This is a genomic window from Allobosea sp. Leaf344 (assembly GCF_001426225.1).
In the GTDB taxonomy this organism is placed as follows: domain Bacteria; phylum Pseudomonadota; class Alphaproteobacteria; order Rhizobiales; family Beijerinckiaceae; genus Allobosea.
In genome coordinates this window covers 143,561-159,248 of record NZ_LMRT01000001.1, presented here as the reverse complement: position 1 = coordinate 159,248, position 15,688 = coordinate 143,561, and the positions used below count along the sequence as shown (strand labels likewise).

Below are 15,688 nucleotides of genomic sequence, written 5' to 3'. Positions count from 1 at the left end.
AAGCCTTCCTTGACCATGTCGGGCGGATGCTGGGGATATGCGCCATTCGCATCCCCTGGAAGTCGTCATGTCCGTCCACCGAGCCCGCGCATCCGCCATCGCCACCGTCGCGGGCGCAGCTTTGTTCGCTTTGGCGCTGGGAGCCTCCGCGGCGCGGGCCAATGAGCCGAGCTACGGGCCCAACACCTATGACCGGACCCTGGACGCGCTGATCGCCCATGAGGACATCGCCAGCCGCGGCGGCTGGCCGCGTGTCCCCGCCAGCGTCACCGCCCTGAAGCCCGATGCGCAGGGGCCGGATGTCGTGCTGCTGAAGCAGCGCCTGCTCGCCAGCGGCGACCTGCCGCCCGAGGCCATGCCGGGCGATGTCTACGACGCCGCCGTCATCGCCGCCGTCAAGCGCTTCCAGCTCCGGCACGGGCTTTCCGATCTCGGCACGGTCGGGCGGCTGACGCTGAAGGCGCTGAACGTCCCGGTCGAGATCCGGCTCAACCAGCTGACCGCGACCTTGGAGAGGCTGAAGAGCAACGGCTTCACCTTCACCGGGCGCTATGTCGTCGTCAACATCCCCGGCGCCAGCGTCGAGGCGGTCGAGAACGGCATCGTCCAGCGTCGCCACCTCGCAGTGGTCGGCCGGCCCGACCGTCCGTCCCCCGTGCTGCAGGCCAGCATCACCTCGGTCAATCTCAACCCCTATTGGACGGTGCCGACCTCGATCGTGAAGGCCGACATCATCCCGAAAATGCGCAAGGAGCCGGATTTCGTCGCCAAGTCGAACATGAAGTTGCTCGGCGCCGAGAACAAGGAGATCGATCCGGCCACGGTGAACTGGACTTCGCTGAACGCGCCTTACTTCACCGTGCGGCAGGATCCCGGCCCGCTCAACGCGCTCGGCCAGCTCAAGATCGACATGCCGAATTCCGAGGCCGTCTATCTGCACGACACGCCGAAGAAGAACCTGTTCCGCAACGATGTCCGCTTCAACTCCTCGGGTTGTGCCCGGGTCGAGGGTGTGCGGGACCTCGCGGCCTGGCTGCTCGAAGGCACCGAATGGACCGTGCCGGCGATCGAGGCGGAGATCGCCAAGGGCGAGCGCAAGAACATCGCGCTGAAGAAGGCCGTGCCCGTCGCCTGGGTCTATCTCACCGGCTGGCAGGGCGCCGACGGGCTGGCACAGTTCCGCGACGACATCTACGAGCTCGACACCCCCCAGGGCATCGTCACATCCACCATCGTCGCCCGCAAGCCGAAGGCACGCGCCGCGATCACGCAGCCGCCGGCTCGGCCGCTATCGATCCCGGTCGCGCCCGGCACCGCTGCGCCGGCGGCGCCGCTCCCCGCCAAGACCGCGAGCAACTGATCCGGTCACGGCCGGCTTAGGATCGCCAGCGTCTCTTCCATCGCCTGCTGGCGCGCGCCCGCATCGGTGCCGATCGTCACCAGCCCGTCCGGCCGCTGCGAATAGGCCGCCTTGCGCTCGCGCAGCGGCAGGTTCGGATGGTCGAAATTGTGGAAGGCGCCGGGATAGCCGATGAAGCGCGCGCCGCCGGCGGCTGCGAGCTCGGCGCAGGGCGCCGCCGGGGTCCAGTCATCGGCGAGGCCGTGCAGGATCGTGGTCGGCACCTGCGCCCGCCAGCCCGCCTTCAGGATCACACGGCAGCCGGGATAGAAGGCGATGATCCGGCGGAAGGCGGGCGCCGCCGCCGAGCCGGCGACATGCAGCACCGTCGAGCCGCCATTCGACCAGCCGAGCAGGCTCGTCCTGCCCCTGGCGCCGAAGGGCTGGGCGGCCAGGAAATCCGCCGCCCCCAGCGCATCCTGCGCCCGCATGCGCGGTGTCAGGCTGCGCTCCCGGTCGTTGCAGAGCGCGGTCAGCCCGCGCGGCCGGAAGCTGTCCGGCAGCAGCACGGCATAGCCCGCCGCGACCAGCCGCTGCGTCCAGTCGGCCTCCCGCGGATTCAGCCGGCCGGACCCGGTCCACAGCCCGGAGCAGCCATGCATCGCCACCACGGCCGGGAAGGGCCCCGGACCGTCGGGCTTCGCCAGCAGCCCGCTGAGCATGGTGCCGTCGCGCGAGGCGAAGCCGACCCTGTCCATCGCCTGCGACGGCGCGGTGGCGATGATGGCCAGGCCCAGCCCGGCCATGGCGAAACGCAGCAACCCCATCGATCGCGCCTCCTCGGGTCCCCGAAACGGAAAACGCCGCGATCCCGGGGGATCGCGGCGTAAATGGTCGAGACGAACGCCAAGGCTCAGTTGAGCTTGGCCTTGACCTCCTGCAGCCCCGTGGCGAAGGCCGCGTCGCCGGCCTGTCCGGCCATCTGCGTCCGCAGGATCGTCTCCGCCGCGCGGGTGGCGGCCTCGGCCGCCGCGGCGCGGACATCGGCCGCGGCCTGCATCTCGGCCTGGGCGATCTTGTCCTCGGCCGATTTGGTGCGGCGCGCGACGAAATCATTGAGCTTGGTCTCGGCCTCGGCGGCGAGGCGCTTGGCCTCCTCATTGGCGTTGGCGACGATCTCGGCGGCCTCGGCCTCGGCGGCCTTGCGCTTGGACTCGTACTCGGCCAGCAGCCGCTCCGCATCCTGGCGGAGGCGGCGGGCCTCGGCCAGCTCCTGCGCCACGAGCTCGCCGCGGGCGTCCAGCGCGCCGAGGATCTTCCTGTGCACGCCGAATTTGACGAGGATTCCGATGAAGATGAAGAAGGCGACGCCGACCCAGAAAGTATCCATCTGATCTCTCCTCAGCCGCGCGCCAGCGCCTGGTCGACCGCGGCATTGGCCTCGGTCGCGCTCGGCGCCTGCCCGGTCAGTTTGGTGACGATCGCGATGGCGACATCGCTGCCGAGATCGCGGACATTGGTCATGGCAGCCGTCCTCGTGGCTGCGATCTGCGCTTCCGCCTGTTCGAGCCGGGCGGAAAGATCCGCTTCGACGACGCGGCGGCGCTCGTCGGAGGCCTTGGCGCCGGCATCGCGGGCGGCCTGGGCGATCGACTGGGCGTTCTTGCGGGCTTCGGTCAAGGCCGTCTCATAGGCCTGCGCCGTCTCCTCGGCCTTGGCCTGCATGGCGGCGGCGTTGTCGAGGTCACGGGCGATGGTGCTGGCGCGATCGGCCAGGATGGCGCCGACGCGCGGCAGCGCGATGGTCGACATCAGCCAGTAGAGCAGGCCGAAGGTCAGCGCCAGCCAGAACAGCTGGCCCGCGAACGTGCTGGCATCGAAGGGCGGAAACGCCGCCTTCGCGCCCGGCTGGGGAGCAGCCTGAGCAGCACCGGCCACGAACAGAGCGGCCGTCACGGCCAATCCGCGTCCGAAGACAGTTGCAGAACGAAGCGGCATGGAGCTGCCTTTCAGCGGGGTTGTCGAAGGAAAATCAGGCTCCCGGCGCGAGCCGCGCCGGGAGCGAGCCGTCAAGGTCGCGAGATCCGTGCCTCAGAGCACGAACATCAGGACGAGCGCGACGACGAAGCAGAAAATGCCCAGACCTTCGGCGAGCGCGGCGCCGATGAAGGCGCGGCCGAACTGGCCGTCAGCCGCGGAAGGGTTGCGCAGCGCGCCCGAGAGGAAGTTGCCGAAAATGCTGCCGACGCCGATGGCGGCGAGGCCCATTCCGAGACAGGCGAGGCCAGCGCCGAGATACTTGGCTGCAACGGGATCCATGGTCTTTCTCCGGTGTGAAAAGCGTGTGGGGTGGGTTGAACTCTCGCGATCTCGGCTTTGGCCTCAATGGCCGGGGTGCAGAGCATCGTTGAGATAGACGCAGGTCAGGATCGCGAAGACATAGGCCTGCAGGAAGGCGACGAGGAATTCGAGCGCCGTCAGCGCGATGGCGAGCAGCAGCGGCAGCGGCGCGATCACCATGCCGAAGACCGAGCCCCCGGCAAGCAGGGCGACGACGAAGCCGCCGAACACCTTCAGCGCGATGTGGCCGGCCAGCATGTTGCCGAACAGGCGCAGCGAGAGCGAGATCGGGCGCGAGACGAAGGAGACCGCCTCGATCAGCACCATGAAGGGCAAGAGCCAGCCGGGAACGCCGGACGGCACGAACAGGCCGAAGAAATGGCTGCCATGCTTGACGATGCCGTAGACCAGCACGACGCCGATCACCAGGAAGGCGAAGGCCGCGGTGACGACGATATGGCTGGTGACGGTGAAGGAGCCCGGGATCATCCCCAGCATGTTCGCCATCAGCACGAACATGAACAGCGAGAACACGAAGGGGAAGAAGCGCATGCCGTCCTTGCCCATCACGCCGGTGACGGTGGAGGCGACGAATTCATAGATCATCTCGGCGAGCGATTGCAGCCGGCCGGGGACCGTGGCGCGCTGGCTCGAGCCATAGACCATGATCGCCGTGATCGCGGCGACGGTCAGGACCATGAACAGCGACGCATTGGTGAAGGACAGGTCGAGGCCGAACGGACGCAGGCCGATGAGTGGCTTGATCTCGAATTGGTGGATCGGATCGATTCCGCCGCCGGCCGCCATGTCAAAGTCCCTTTCGTGCAGCCTGGAGGCTGCCTGGATCGGTCATGTCTTGGTCGTGTCGCGACCGGTCCCGGAGGTCGGGCGCGAACCGAGCTTATAGACGGAGCGAAAACCGGCGATGGTCCCGATCACCAGGAAGGTGATCAGCAGGAACGGGGATGTTCCCAGCCACCGGTCTCCCAGGTACCCGATCAGGGCGCCCGCGATGATGCCGCCTGCCAGATCCGTCGCCGCGCGAAACCCGGAGGACATCGCGCCAGCCAGCGCCTTGTCTCTTCCGCCCGGACCTGCGCCCGGCTTGTCGCCCGCCTCAGCCCGTCCGAGCGACGTCTTCAGCGAGTCCAGTCTTGCGCGCAACTCCGTATCAGAAGCGTTTTTGTCCGGATCCGACATGGTTCGAGGCCTCCTTCTTCGTGGATCGCCCACGATCGAGCAAAAAGCCGTCCCACCACACCGGGCCCGCGCATCGAGCCGTCGTCAGCAGGGCCTCCTTTATTGCCCGGCCTGCGCCCTGTCAAGGTAGGTAGAAGCAAGATAACTATTTGAAATTATTGCAAATTCAGGCGAGATGCGACATTCTTGCCGCATTGCAGCGCCGATTGTGGCCGATTTTCAACGTGCCGGCCCGTCCGCCGCCCGCCGGACCGGGGCTCAACCGGCCTCCCGGATGCGCTCCGCCGTCGACAGATCGACCGAAACCATCTGGCTCACCCCGCGCTCCGCCATCGTCACGCCGAACAGCCGGTCCATCCGCGCCATGGTGATCGGGTTGTGAGTGATGAGGATGAAACGTGTCGCGGTGGTGCGCGCCATCTCGTCGAGCAGGTCGCAATAGCGTTCGACATTGGCGTCGTCGAGCGGCGCGTCGACCTCGTCGAGCACGCAGATCGGCGAGGGATTGGTCAGGAACACCGCGAAGATCAGCGCCGTCGCGGTCAGCGCCTGCTCGCCGCCCGAGAGCAGGGTCATCACCTGCGGCTTCTTCCCCGGGGGGCGGGCGAAGATCTCGAGCCCCGCCTCCAGCGGATCCTCGGAATCGACCAGCTTCAGCTCCGCCGTGCCGCCGCCGAACAGCACGGCGAAGAGGCGCTGGAACTGCGCGTTGACGATCTCGAACGCCGCCAGCAGCCGCTCCCGCCCCTCGCGGTTCAAGGCGCCGATCGCCTGCCTCAGGCGCCGGATCGCCTCCGTCAGATCATCGCGCTCGCCGGTCAGCCCCTCGCGCCGCGCCTTCACCTCGGCGAGCTCGTCATCGGCGCGCAGATTGACGGCGCCGAGCCGCTCGCGCTCGGCCCGCAGGCCCTGGAGCCGGCGCTCGACGCCCGCCGGCTCGGGCAGATCCTGGCCCGGCTTCAGCTCCGCCAGCCCCTGCAGCCCGGCGAGCCCGGCATCGAAGGCCTCGCTAATCTGGCGGCCCACATCGGCGCTCTTCTGCCGGGCCGCATCGAGCCTCGCCTGGGCCGAGGCCCGCTGCTCGCGCGCGAGCCCGAGCGCCTCCAGCGCGGAGCGCGCCGCGCGGTCGGCCTCGGCCTGTGCCGTCTCGCCGGCGGCGAGCGCGTCGCCAGCCTCCCGGCGGAGCGCCTCGGCCCTCTCGATCTCGGCGACGAGCCGGTGCCGCTCCACCAGAAAATCGTCCGGTGCCGCCTGCAGGGTCGTGAGCTCCTCGCTCACCGCCGCGATGCGGCGCCGCGTCTCCTCGGCGGCCTGGCTTCCCGTGGCGGCCCGCGCCGTCCAGGCCGCGACGTCCTCGCGGATCGCCGCCCGGCGCCGCGCGCGCAGATCGCCTTCCCGCGCGAGGGTCTGCACCGCCGCCCTGGCATCGGCGGCGGCGGCGCGGCGCTCGCCGAGCGCGGCCCGCGCCTCGAGCAGCGCGGTTTCGAGCGAAGCGGCCGGCGGACAGGCGGCGAGAGCCTCCTCCTGCGCCTGCCATTCGGCCCTGGCTTCGGCGACGATGCGGCGGCTGCGCGCCAGCCCATCCTCCAGCGCGGCCTGGCGCGCGGCGCGCTCCGCCTCGCGCCGTTCCGCCGCCACCATCTGGTCGCGGGCCTGGTCGAGCTGCCGCCTCGCCTGGCGGGCGGATTCGATCGCCGCGGCTTCCGCCTGAGCGGCCGTCCGGACCGCCCCGCTCGCGGCGTCGAGCCCGGATCTGGCCGCGGCCACCGCCGCGCTCGCCGCCTGCGCGGCGGCGGTGAGCTCGCCGAGCCGGTTCTTCTCGGCGAGCCGGCGCGCGGCGGGGGAGGGCGCCTCCGCCGCGCCGGTGAAGCCGTCCCAGCGCCAGACGTCGCCCTGGCGCGAGACCAGGCGCTGGCCGGGCCGCAGCAAAGCGCGCAGGCGCGGCCCATCCTCGCGGGCGACGATGCCGATCTGCGCCAGGCGCCGCCTCAGCGCCGCCGGCCCGCTGATCTCGGCGGCCAGGGACGCCACGCCCTCAGGCAGCGTCGGGTCGTCGGCGCCCGTGCCGGTATCCTGCCAATGCGTCGGGGCGGCCGGATCGAGCGCGGCGTCGAGATCATCGCCCAGCGCCGCACCGAGCGCGACCTCATAGCCCTTGGCCACGATGATCGCCTCGATCACCGCCGGGAAGCGATCCCCCGCCGCCGGGGCCAAAAGCTTCCGCAAGGTGCGGATCTCCGTCTCCAGCCCCTGGGCCTTGCGCTCGGCCTCCGCCAGCGGGGCGCGCGCCTGGGTTTCGCCGTCGCGGGCCGCGGCGAGCCCCGAGCGCGCCTGCGCCGCGGCGGTATCGGCCGCGGCCATGGCAGCCGACGCCTCCGCCAGCGCCTGCCGCAGCGGCTCCAGCGGCACCGTCGCGGCGCTCGCCTCAAGCGCCGCCCTGTCGCGCTCCAGCCGCTCGCCCTCCGCCATGGCCCGGGCGAGACGGTCCTTCGCCTCCCGCGCGCTGCGCTCCAGCCCGGCCCGCCGCGCGCCGAGCTCGGCGAGCGCGGCCTGCGCGGCGGCATGCGCGGCTTCGGCGGCGGCGAGCGCGGCCTCCGCCCCGGCCTGCGCCGTCTTCGCCGCCTCCTGCACATGGCCGACGGCCGCGCCGTCCTGCGCCAGCGTCGCATCTTCCGCCGCGAGCCGGGCGAGGCTCGCCGCCGCATCCCCCGCCACGCTCTCCTGCCGCGCCAGATCGGCCTGCAGCTCGACGAGCCGGCGCCGCAGCTCCTCGGCCCGCAGCGTCGCCCGCCTGTTCTCCGCCTCGAGCTCGTCCAGCCCGCGCCGCAGCCGCACCAGCCCGGCCGCCGCGGCGGCCTCCGCCTCGCGCAGCGCGGGAAGCCGATGCGCCGCCACCGCCTGGTCCCGCGCGGAGGCCGCCTGCACGCCGGTCCGCTCGGCCACCAGCCTCGCCGCCGCCTCGAGCTCCTGCTCGGCCTGCGCCTCCTGCAGCCGCGCCTCGTGCCGCGCGATCAGCGCGAGCGTCGCCTCCGCCCGGCGGATATCGGCCGCCAGGCTGCGATAGCGCGCCGCCTGGCGCGCCTGCCGCTGCAGGGCCTCGAGCTGGGCGTCGATCGCGCCCAGCACATCCTCCAGCCGGGTCAAATTCTCTTCCGCGCCCCTGAGCCTGAGCTCGGCCTCGTGGCGGCGGCTGTGCAGCCCGGCGATCCCCGCGGCATCCTCCAGGATGCGCCTTCGCGATTGCGGCCGCGCCGAGATGATCTCGCTGATCTGCCCCTGACGGACCAGCGCCGGCGAGCGGGCGCCGGTCGCGGCATCGGCGAAGAGCAGCTGCACGTCGCGGGCGCGCACCTCCTTGCCGTTGACGCGATAGGTCGACCCCTCCTCGCGCTCGATCCGGCGGGTCACCTCCAGCACATCGGCCTCGTTGAAGGCGGCCGGTGCCTTGCGGTCGCTATTGTCGAGCGTCAGCGCCACCTCGGCCATATTGCGGCCCGGCCGGTCGTTGGAGCCGGCGAAAATCACATCCTCCATGCCGGAGCCGCGCATGTTCTTGAACGAGCTTTCGCCCATTACCCAGCGCAGGGCCTCGACAAGGTTGGATTTGCCGCAGCCATTGGGGCCGACGATGCCGGTCAGCCCCGGCTCGATCAGGAATTCGGTCGGCTCGACGAAGGTCTTGAAGCCGGCGAGTTTCAGCCGCGTCAGCTGCATGACGGCCGCCCCCCGAGACCAGGACGGCCGCCTGCGCGGCGCATGACACGGCGCGCGCTCGTGCCAGGGCGCCGCGCGGCGGCGTCCGGCAGGAGGGCTGCGGCCCGGGAACAAGCCGGATCAGGTTCCGGGGCGGCCCTGACGGGCGCTATCGGAATACGGGCGGCGACCGGCCGGCCGCGCGGCGTCTCAGCCCGCCAGGAGCGGCTCCAGGATCTTGTCGAACTCCGCGATGCTGAGGGCACCTGTGCGCTTCTGTCCGTTGATGAAGAAGGTCGGAGTCGAGTCGACTCCGAGCTTGGCTCCACGATCCTTCACCTGCGTGACGGCATCGTAGATATCCTGCCTTTTCAAACAGGATTCAAACGATTCCTGCGTGTAGCCGGCCTGTTTCACCATGGTCGACAGCGCGTCGACGGGCTTTTCCGTAAAGGCCCAGCCGCGCTGCTGCGCGAACAGCATGTCGGTCATCGGGTAGAATTTGTCGTTGCCGTTGCAGCGGGCCAGCATGAATCCCGCCGTCGCCAGCGGATCGAGCGGGAATTCGCGCAAGGTGAAGCGGACCTTGCCGCTGTCGATGTATTTCGCCTTCAGCGCCGGCCAGGTGTCCTTGTGGAAGGTGGCGCAATGGCCGCAGGTCAGCGAAGCGTATTCGATGATCGTGACCTTGGCGTCGTCCTTGCCGAGCCAGACATCGCCGAGCGGGCCGGCAGTCGCCAATTCGCCCGACTGGGCGCTGGCGCCCCGGATGCCCGATGCCGTCGCCGCCGTGAAGCCGGCCACGAGGGTCAGAAGCTCTCGCCTGGAAGTGGTCATCATCTGTCCTTGAACTGCTTTGGTCTGCGCCGGACCATAGTGGCCATGACGAATGTGGCAAGATCGGTTCGCTCCGGGCCGGGCCCGCTCACGAAGCCGTGTCGGCGGTCCCGCTCCGGCGCAGGGCGATGGAGTGGCCGAGCCGCTCGAAGGCCGCCCGCAGCCCGGGATCCGCGATGATCTCGACCTGTTTCGCCACTTCGGCGACGAGGGCGGCATCGGGCTGCGGCGGCGCCGGCTTCGCGGCCGGTGCCTCGACAGGGCCCTGCTTGAGCACGATCTTGCCGACGGCGCGCCAGCCGAGATGGGCGTTGACCCGCTCCATCACCAGCGGCGCCAGCTGCTGCATGTCGAGCGCGAAGGCGCCCTCGACCCGCACCACCAGGGTCGCGGGGTCGGACGCCTCGCCGGGGGCGGGGCGCCGCCGCGGCCAGTCGATCTTGAGCGGCCGCGTCCGGGCCGCCAGACGCTCTCCGACGATCTCCGGCCAGAGCGAGATGATGGCGCGTCCGGCGAAACCCTGCGCAGCGAGCGCGGGCGCGAGACAATCATCGATCAGGTCGGCGAGCGGTTTGGCGGGCATGACGCCACTCTGGGCTCGCGGGGGCCGCGACGCAAGGCAGCCGGCCCGCCGATGCCGCGAGGCTCCAGGCCGCCAGCGTCAGACCTCGCGATTATGCTCGAAGCGTTCCGCCACGGGGAAAGGCGGCAGCCAGGCCTCGCGCCGGCTCGTCCAGCCCTCATAGCTCGGCACCAGCTGGTCCGGCGCGTCGAGCGTGCCGAGATGCACCTCCACCTCGTCGCCGCTGCGCGCGAAGACGGAGGAGCCGCAGCGCGGGCAGAAATTCCGGCCCTCATAATCCCGCGTCTCGCCGGTGACCTCCACGGCCTCCTTCGGGAAGATCGCGCCGGCATAGAACAGCGCGCCATGATGCTTGCGGCAATCCATGCAATGGCACAGCCCGACGCGGTTGGGCCGGCCGGAGGCCACGATGCGAACGGCGCCGCATTGGCAGCCGCCGGAGAACTGGTCCATGCGAACGCTCCCGATCGAGATGCCGGCCAGCCTAGGTCGTGGCGAGCGGGGCGTCGACCCCCACGCCGGCCAGAGGAGCCGGCCGCAGGAGCCGCGCGGGCGGCCCCGGCCTTGCCGCGTCCGGCGTTGCCGCTACATAGCGCTGATGCCTCCAGCCGCCGCCGACCTCCTCGCCTGGTATGACCGCCATCGCCGGGTCCTGCCCTGGCGGGCCCTGCCGGGCGAGAAAGCCGATCCCTATCGGGTCTGGGCCTCGGAAATCATGCTGCAGCAGACCACGATCGCCGCGGTCAAACCCTATTTCGAGCGCTTCATGGCGCGATTCCCGACCGTCGAGGCGCTGGCGGCCGCGCCCTCCGAGGCGGTGATGACCGCCTGGGCCGGGCTCGGCTACTACTCGCGCGCCCGCAACCTGCATGCCTGCGCGCAGGCCGTGGTGGCCGAGCATGGCGGCCGCTTCCCCGAGACGGAGGAGGGGCTGCGGCGCCTGCCGGGGATCGGCGCCTATACCGCGGGCGCCGTCGCCGCCATCGCCTTCGACCGGCCGGCGGCGGCGGTCGACGGCAATGTCGAGCGCGTGATGACGCGGCTTTTCGCGATCGAGGCGCTGATGCCCGCCGCCAAGTCGCTGGTCCGGGAGCGGGTGCTTTCGCTGCTGCCGCCGGAGCGGCCGGGCGACTTCGCCCAGGCCCTGATGGACCTCGGCGCCACGATCTGCACGCCGCGAAACCCCGCCTGTGGCCTGTGCCCCTGGCGCGGACCCTGTCTCGCGCGGGCGGAGGGTACGCAGGAGAGCTTTCCGCGCAAGGCGGCGAAGAAGACCGGGACTACCCGCCATGGCGGGGCCTTCGTGCTGCTGCGCGCGGATGGAGCCGTGCTGCTGCGCACCCGTCCCGGCAAGGGGCTTCTCGGTGGCATGGCCGAGGTGCCGACCAGCGAGTGGCGCGCCGGCTACGACCCGGATCCTGCGTCGGGCGATGCGCCTGTGACCGCTCCGTGGCGCCGGCTGCCGGTGCCGGTGCGCCATGTCTTCACGCATTTCCCGCTGGAGCTGACGATCTTCGTCGCCCGAGCGCCGGCGAGCGTTCTGCCGCCGGACGGCATGCGCTTCACTCCCGTAAGGCGGCTGCGCGAGGAGCCGCTGCCGAGCCTGATGCTGAAAGTGCTGGAGGCAGGGCTGGAGGCCCTGACGCCCGAGCCGCGAGGCTGAAGAAGCGATAGCCTCAGGCGGCCGCCAGCTCGGCCCTGATCCGACCGCGCAGCGCGTCGAGCAGCAGCAGCCCGCCCTCGCGCTCGACATGCCAGAAGGTCCAGCCATTGCAGGCCGGCAGGCCCTGGGCCAGCGCCCCGATCTTGTGGATGGAGCCGACGGCTGGCCCCAGCACCAGCGTGCCGTCGGCGCGGATGATCGCGCTGTGCCGGCGCTTCTCGTCGGTCACCGTCTCGCCAGCCTTGACCAGCCCCGCCTCGACCAGGCTGAGGAAGGGCACGCGCGGCTCGCTGCGCTTGGAAGGGGCGATCGCGAAGGCCTCGGGCGGCAGCGGCTCGATCGCCGCGATCCGCTTGCGCGCGGCCTCCGCATAGACCGTCTCGCGCTCCACGCCGATGAAGCGCCGGCCCAGCGCCTTGGCGACGGCGCCCGTCGTGCCCGTGCCGAAGAACGGGTCGAGGATGACGTCTCCGGGATTGCTGGCGGAGAGCATCACCCGCGCCAGCAGCGCTTCCGGCTTCTGCGTCGGGTGGATCTTCGCGCCCTTGCCGTCCTTCAGCCGCTCCTCGCCGGTGCAGAGCGGCAGATACCAGTCCGAGCGCATCTGCAGATCGTCATTGCCGCCCTTCAGCGCCTCGTAATGGAAGGTGTATTTCGAGCTCTCGCCGCGCGCCGCCCAGATCAGCGTCTCATGCGCGTTGGTGAAGCGCCGGCCGCGGAAATTCGGCATCGGATTGGCCTTGCGCCAAACGATGTCGTTCAGCATCCAGAAGCCGAGATCCTGCAGGATCGAGCCGACGCGGAAGATGTTGTGGTAGCTGCCGATCACCCAGAGCGCGCCATCGGGCTTCAGGACGCGCCGGCAGGCGCTGAGCCAATCGCGGGTGAACGCGTCGTAATCGGCGAAGGACGAGAATTTGTCCCAATCATCGTCGACCGCGTCGACGAGGCTGTCATCGGGCCGGCGCAGATCGCCGCCGAGCTGCAGATTATAGGGGGGGTCGGCGAAGACCAGGTCGACGCTGGCCGCCGGCAGCCGGTTGATCGCATCGACGCAATCGCCGACCAACACCTGATCGAGCGGTAGTTCCGGAGGGAGGCTGTGAGCCTTCATCCGGGAACCCAGCGCAGGCCGTCCGGTACGCGAGACCTGAATCCGGACGGCGGCGCTGGTGGCCCCGGTACGCAAAATACCCATGACGCCCCAAGACCGTTACGCAACTTGAACAGTCGCGATATTGACCAGTCAGGGTAAAAGCCCGGTTTCCTCAGTTGAAAAAATGCGTGTCGTTTTGGGGCTGCAGTTTTTGCCTAGGGGGGAAGGGGCGAGTGGCGAATGGGGAGGGCGAGTGGCGAGTGGTGAATGGCGAATGGCGAATGGGCAGGGGGGTGGCGAGTGGCGAATGGGGAGTGGCGCCCCAATTCGCCAGCCCCTCTCGCTACTCGCCACTCGCTATTCGCCATTCGCCTTAAATCGCCTAACCCTCTCCCCCACTCCGCAGCCAAAGCCCCTTGACCGGCGCGAAGGAGTAGCGGTGCTCGGGGCAGGGGCCATGGGCTTGCAACGCGGCGCGATGCTGCGGCGTGGCGTAGCCGACATGGGCGGCGAAGCCGTAATGCGGGAAGCGATCGCCGAGCCTGGCCATCATCCGGTCCCGCACCACCTTGGCGACGATCGAGGCGGCGGCGATCGAGGCGACGGTGGCGTCCCCCTTGATGATGGTCTCGGCCGTGCAGGGCAGGGCCGGCGGGTCATTGCCGTCGACCAGCACCAGCACCGGCCGCAGCGCCAACCCGGCGATGGCGCGCCGCATCGCCAGCAGCGTCGCCTGGCGGATATTGATCCGGTCGATCTCGGCGGCGGTGGCGCTGGCCACCGACACGGCCAGCGCCTGGGCGCAGATCACATCATGCAGCTCTTCGCGCGCCTGCGCCTCAACGGCCTTGGAATCCGCCAGCCCCTTGGGGATCCGCTTCGGATCGAGAATCACGGCGGCCGCCACCACCGGCCCGGCGAGCGGCCCGCGGCCGACCTCGTCGATCCCGGCCAGCGGCCAGAGCCCGGATTTGATGGCGCGTCGCTCGCGGCTGAAACTGGCGGACATGAGGCGGCTTATGCCGTGGGTGAGGCGTGACGCTCAAGTCCTAAAGCCGGCATGCCGGGCCGCGCCCTGCCGCCCTCGGCCTGCGGGGCGGGGATCGGCGGCACTTTCGTATACGAGCGCCTGCGGGTCAGAACAGGCTGAGCTGCGCCTTTTCCTTCTCCGGCTTGACGAACAGATCGTTGCGCAGGCGCAGCCGCGTGCCGTTGAAGCCCAGCCGCTCCGCCGCCATCTCGAAGCGCCGGCCGATCATCCAGGCATAGGGGCCGGAGCCGACCTGCCTCTGGCCCCAGGCGGCGTCGTAATCCTTGCCGCCCCGCGTCGAGCGGATCAGCGAGACGACATGGCGCAGCTTGTCGGGGTGGTGGGTCAGGAGCCAGTCCTGCACCAGATCCTTCACCTCCAGCGGCAGGCGCAGCAGCACATAGCCCGCTTCGCGCGCCCCGGCGGCCTTGGCGGCGTCAAGGATGCGCTCGATCTCGTGCTCGTTGATCGCCGGGATGATCGGCGCCACCAGCACCGTCACCGGGATGCCGGCATCCGACAGGCGCTTCACCGTCTCCAGCCGCTTGGCGGGCGAGGCGGCGCGCGGCTCCATGGTGCGGGCGATCTTCGGGTCGAGCGTCGTGATCGAGACCGCCACCTTGGCGAGCCCCTTCGCCGCCATCGGCGCCAGAATGTCGATGTCGCGCTGGACCAGCGCCGATTTCGTGACGATGCCGACCGGGTGGTTGAAGCGCGACAGCACCTCGAGCAGCGAGCGCATGATCCTCAGCTTCTTCTCGATCGGCTGGTAGGCGTCGGTGTTGGTGCCGATCGCGATGGTCCGCGGCTGGTAGGAGGCGGCCGAGAGCTCCTTTTCGAGAAGCAGCGCGGCATCGGGCTTGGCGGTCAGCTTGGTCTCGAAATCGAGGCCCGGCGATAGGCCGAGATAGGCGTGGCTCGGCCTGGCAAAACAATAGACGCAGCCATGCTCGCAGCCGCGATAGGGGTTGATCGACCGGTCGAAGGAGATGTCGGGCGAATCGTTGCGGGTGATGATGGTGCGCGGCTTCTCGACCGCGACCTCCGTCTTGAAGGCCGGCAGCTCGCCGAGCGATCCCCAGCCATCGTCTTCGCTGATCCGCTGCTCGCTCTCGTAGCGGCCGCCGGGATTGATCGTCGCCCCGCGCCCGCGCCGGCGCTCCGCATCGATCCGGTTGCCGGCATAGGCGAGCGGATCGGCCGGCGCGATGCGAGCGGAGACGGAAGCCGGCAGCGGGTCGCTCCGTCGCAGGGGCTGCGCCGGGACGGCGCGCGATGAGGGTCGGGCCTGGTGCATGACGTGGATCGTCCTGGAGGCGATGAATCGGCGCAGTCAGCGCAATCAATGTGAACATAAAGAGAACGGAACGCAAGAGCCGGCATTGCGGCATGTTGCGCTGCGGCATAGAAACCAGTGATGCTCGCCGCCATCATCCGCTCCAACCACTCGGCCAGCGCCCTGGCGGCGACGTTTTCCGTGCTGATTCCAGCGGTCGCCGAAGGTTTTCTCGGCCATGCCGTCGTGGTGGCGGCCAGCCCGGATCCCGAGAGCGAGCGGCTGGCCGACGCCACCGGCGCGGTCCATCTCGTCGCCGCGGGGCGGGAGGCCTGGCAGCTGGGCGCGGAGCAGGCGCGGGGCGACTGGCTCATCCTGCTCGATGCCGGCGACGTGCCTCAGGCGCATTGGGCCCAGGCTGTCGAGCGCCACCTCATGCTGGCGCCGGAGCGGCCGGCCCTGATCGCGCGGCGCGACCTGCTGGGGTCCCTGCGGGAGCGCGCCGCCCTGCTGCTGCAGGGCCGCCAGCTCGCGGCCGGGCTGGTGCTGCCGAGGCGCCAGGCGCGGGCCGGCACGCTCGAAACCGGCCCGCGGCGGCTCGACTGCCGCAGGGAGCGGGAGCTCTGAGCGC

16 protein-coding genes are annotated in these 15,688 nt (G+C 70.3%); 3 read left to right on the top strand and 13 right to left on the bottom strand.

Annotated features, from left to right (window positions below):
* The first annotated feature begins 67 nt into the window (after positions 1 to 67).
* Complete coding sequence (locus tag ASG72_RS00750) at positions 68 to 1,360, top strand: L,D-transpeptidase family protein (RefSeq protein ID WP_162246173.1); 1,293 nt, start codon at positions 68 to 70, stop codon at positions 1,358 to 1,360.
* Positions 1,361 to 1,365: 5 nt separating this feature from the next.
* Here ASG72_RS00750 and ASG72_RS00745 read toward each other — a convergent pair whose 3' ends face one another.
* From ASG72_RS00745 to ASG72_RS00700, 10 genes are all read right to left on the bottom strand, one after another.
* Positions 1,366 to 2,166 carry a dienelactone hydrolase family protein gene (locus ASG72_RS00745; protein ID WP_082539976.1) on the bottom strand — a complete coding sequence of 267 codons (801 nt, stop codon included), beginning with the start codon at positions 2,164 to 2,166 and terminating at the stop codon, positions 1,366 to 1,368.
* Between the two features lie 86 nt (positions 2,167 to 2,252).
* On the bottom strand, positions 2,253 to 2,729 hold the full coding sequence (locus ASG72_RS00740; protein WP_056707586.1) for an ATP F0F1 synthase subunit B: 477 nt from the start codon (positions 2,727 to 2,729) through the stop codon (positions 2,253 to 2,255).
* An 11-nt stretch (positions 2,730 to 2,740) separates the two neighbouring features.
* On the bottom strand, positions 2,741 to 3,295 hold the full coding sequence (locus tag ASG72_RS00735; RefSeq protein ID WP_244488647.1) for a F0F1 ATP synthase subunit B': 555 nt from the start codon (positions 3,293 to 3,295) through the stop codon (positions 2,741 to 2,743).
* Between the two features lie 135 nt (positions 3,296 to 3,430).
* On the bottom strand, positions 3,431 to 3,658 hold the full coding sequence (locus ASG72_RS00730; RefSeq protein WP_056707584.1) for a F0F1 ATP synthase subunit C: 228 nt from the start codon (positions 3,656 to 3,658) through the stop codon (positions 3,431 to 3,433).
* A gap of 63 nt (positions 3,659 to 3,721) precedes the next feature.
* Positions 3,722 to 4,486, bottom strand: coding sequence for a F0F1 ATP synthase subunit A (locus ASG72_RS00725; RefSeq protein ID WP_056707581.1), 765 nt, complete (start codon positions 4,484 to 4,486; stop codon positions 3,722 to 3,724).
* A 42-nt stretch (positions 4,487 to 4,528) separates the two neighbouring features.
* On the bottom strand, positions 4,529 to 4,879 hold the full coding sequence (locus ASG72_RS00720; RefSeq protein WP_056707577.1) for an AtpZ/AtpI family protein: 351 nt from the start codon (positions 4,877 to 4,879) through the stop codon (positions 4,529 to 4,531).
* A gap of 258 nt (positions 4,880 to 5,137) precedes the next feature.
* Entirely contained in the window at positions 5,138 to 8,593 is a 3,456-nt protein-coding gene (gene smc / locus ASG72_RS00715) for a chromosome segregation protein SMC (protein WP_056707573.1), read from the bottom strand.
* A 189-nt stretch (positions 8,594 to 8,782) separates the two neighbouring features.
* The gene (locus ASG72_RS00710; protein WP_056709826.1) at positions 8,783 to 9,409 is read right to left on the bottom strand and encodes a DsbA family protein; all 627 of its coding nucleotides are present in this window, start codon (positions 9,407 to 9,409) and stop codon (positions 8,783 to 8,785) included.
* An 88-nt stretch (positions 9,410 to 9,497) separates the two neighbouring features.
* Positions 9,498 to 9,992: a DciA family protein gene (locus ASG72_RS00705; protein ID WP_056707570.1), complete on the bottom strand. Its 495-nt coding sequence runs from the start codon at positions 9,990 to 9,992 to the stop codon at positions 9,498 to 9,500.
* A gap of 78 nt (positions 9,993 to 10,070) precedes the next feature.
* Positions 10,071 to 10,445, bottom strand: a complete 375-nt coding sequence (locus tag ASG72_RS00700; RefSeq protein WP_056707567.1) for a GFA family protein — start codon at positions 10,443 to 10,445, stop codon at positions 10,071 to 10,073.
* A 145-nt stretch (positions 10,446 to 10,590) separates the two neighbouring features.
* On the opposite strand from ASG72_RS00700, the gene mutY reads away from it, so the two are divergent.
* Positions 10,591 to 11,655 carry an A/G-specific adenine glycosylase gene (mutY, locus tag ASG72_RS00695; protein WP_056707564.1) on the top strand — a complete coding sequence of 355 codons (1,065 nt, stop codon included), beginning with the start codon at positions 10,591 to 10,593 and terminating at the stop codon, positions 11,653 to 11,655.
* 13 nt (positions 11,656 to 11,668) lie between these two features.
* Here mutY and ASG72_RS00690 read toward each other — a convergent pair whose 3' ends face one another.
* From ASG72_RS00690 to ASG72_RS00680, 3 genes are all read right to left on the bottom strand, one after another.
* Positions 11,669 to 12,769 carry a site-specific DNA-methyltransferase gene (locus ASG72_RS00690; RefSeq protein ID WP_056707563.1) on the bottom strand — a complete coding sequence of 367 codons (1,101 nt, stop codon included), beginning with the start codon at positions 12,767 to 12,769 and terminating at the stop codon, positions 11,669 to 11,671.
* 364 nt (positions 12,770 to 13,133) lie between these two features.
* Positions 13,134 to 13,760 (bottom strand): ribonuclease HII, encoded by a 627-nt coding sequence (locus tag ASG72_RS00685; protein WP_056707560.1) that lies wholly within the window; start codon positions 13,758 to 13,760, stop codon positions 13,134 to 13,136.
* A 127-nt stretch (positions 13,761 to 13,887) separates the two neighbouring features.
* Positions 13,888 to 15,078 (bottom strand): PA0069 family radical SAM protein, encoded by a 1,191-nt coding sequence (locus tag ASG72_RS00680; RefSeq protein ID WP_082539973.1) that lies wholly within the window; start codon positions 15,076 to 15,078, stop codon positions 13,888 to 13,890.
* 120 nt (positions 15,079 to 15,198) lie between these two features.
* Between ASG72_RS00680 and ASG72_RS00675 the strand changes: the two genes are divergently transcribed.
* Positions 15,199 to 15,684 (top strand): glycosyltransferase family A protein, encoded by a 486-nt coding sequence (locus ASG72_RS00675; protein WP_056707557.1) that lies wholly within the window; start codon positions 15,199 to 15,201, stop codon positions 15,682 to 15,684.
* Positions 15,685 to 15,688 lie beyond the last annotated feature (4 nt).

Excerpts from the sequence above, each read along its gene's own strand:
- ASG72_RS00750 (WP_162246173.1), top strand. The coding sequence starts at position 68 with ATGTCCGTCCACCGAGCCCGCGCATCCGCCATCGCCACCGTCGCGGGC.
- ASG72_RS00745 (WP_082539976.1), bottom strand. The coding sequence starts at position 2,166 with ATGGGGTTGCTGCGTTTCGCCATGGCCGGGCTGGGCCTGGCCATCATC.
- ASG72_RS00740 (WP_056707586.1), bottom strand. The coding sequence starts at position 2,729 with ATGGATACTTTCTGGGTCGGCGTCGCCTTCTTCATCTTCATCGGAATC.
- ASG72_RS00730 (WP_056707584.1), bottom strand. The coding sequence starts at position 3,658 with ATGGATCCCGTTGCAGCCAAGTATCTCGGCGCTGGCCTCGCCTGTCTC.
- ASG72_RS00725 (WP_056707581.1), bottom strand. The coding sequence starts at position 4,486 with ATGGCGGCCGGCGGCGGAATCGATCCGATCCACCAATTCGAGATCAAG.
- ASG72_RS00720 (WP_056707577.1), bottom strand. The coding sequence starts at position 4,879 with ATGTCGGATCCGGACAAAAACGCTTCTGATACGGAGTTGCGCGCAAGA.
- smc (WP_056707573.1), bottom strand. The coding sequence starts at position 8,593 with ATGCAGCTGACGCGGCTGAAACTCGCCGGCTTCAAGACCTTCGTCGAG.
- ASG72_RS00710 (WP_056709826.1), bottom strand. The coding sequence starts at position 9,409 with ATGACCACTTCCAGGCGAGAGCTTCTGACCCTCGTGGCCGGCTTCACG.
- ASG72_RS00705 (WP_056707570.1), bottom strand. The coding sequence starts at position 9,992 with ATGCCCGCCAAACCGCTCGCCGACCTGATCGATGATTGTCTCGCGCCC.
- ASG72_RS00700 (WP_056707567.1), bottom strand. The coding sequence starts at position 10,445 with ATGGACCAGTTCTCCGGCGGCTGCCAATGCGGCGCCGTTCGCATCGTG.
- mutY (WP_056707564.1), top strand. The coding sequence starts at position 10,591 with ATGCCTCCAGCCGCCGCCGACCTCCTCGCCTGGTATGACCGCCATCGC.
- ASG72_RS00690 (WP_056707563.1), bottom strand. The coding sequence starts at position 12,769 with ATGAAGGCTCACAGCCTCCCTCCGGAACTACCGCTCGATCAGGTGTTG.
- ASG72_RS00685 (WP_056707560.1), bottom strand. The coding sequence starts at position 13,760 with ATGTCCGCCAGTTTCAGCCGCGAGCGACGCGCCATCAAATCCGGGCTC.
- ASG72_RS00680 (WP_082539973.1), bottom strand. The coding sequence starts at position 15,078 with ATGCACCAGGCCCGACCCTCATCGCGCGCCGTCCCGGCGCAGCCCCTG.
- ASG72_RS00675 (WP_056707557.1), top strand. The coding sequence starts at position 15,199 with ATGCTCGCCGCCATCATCCGCTCCAACCACTCGGCCAGCGCCCTGGCG.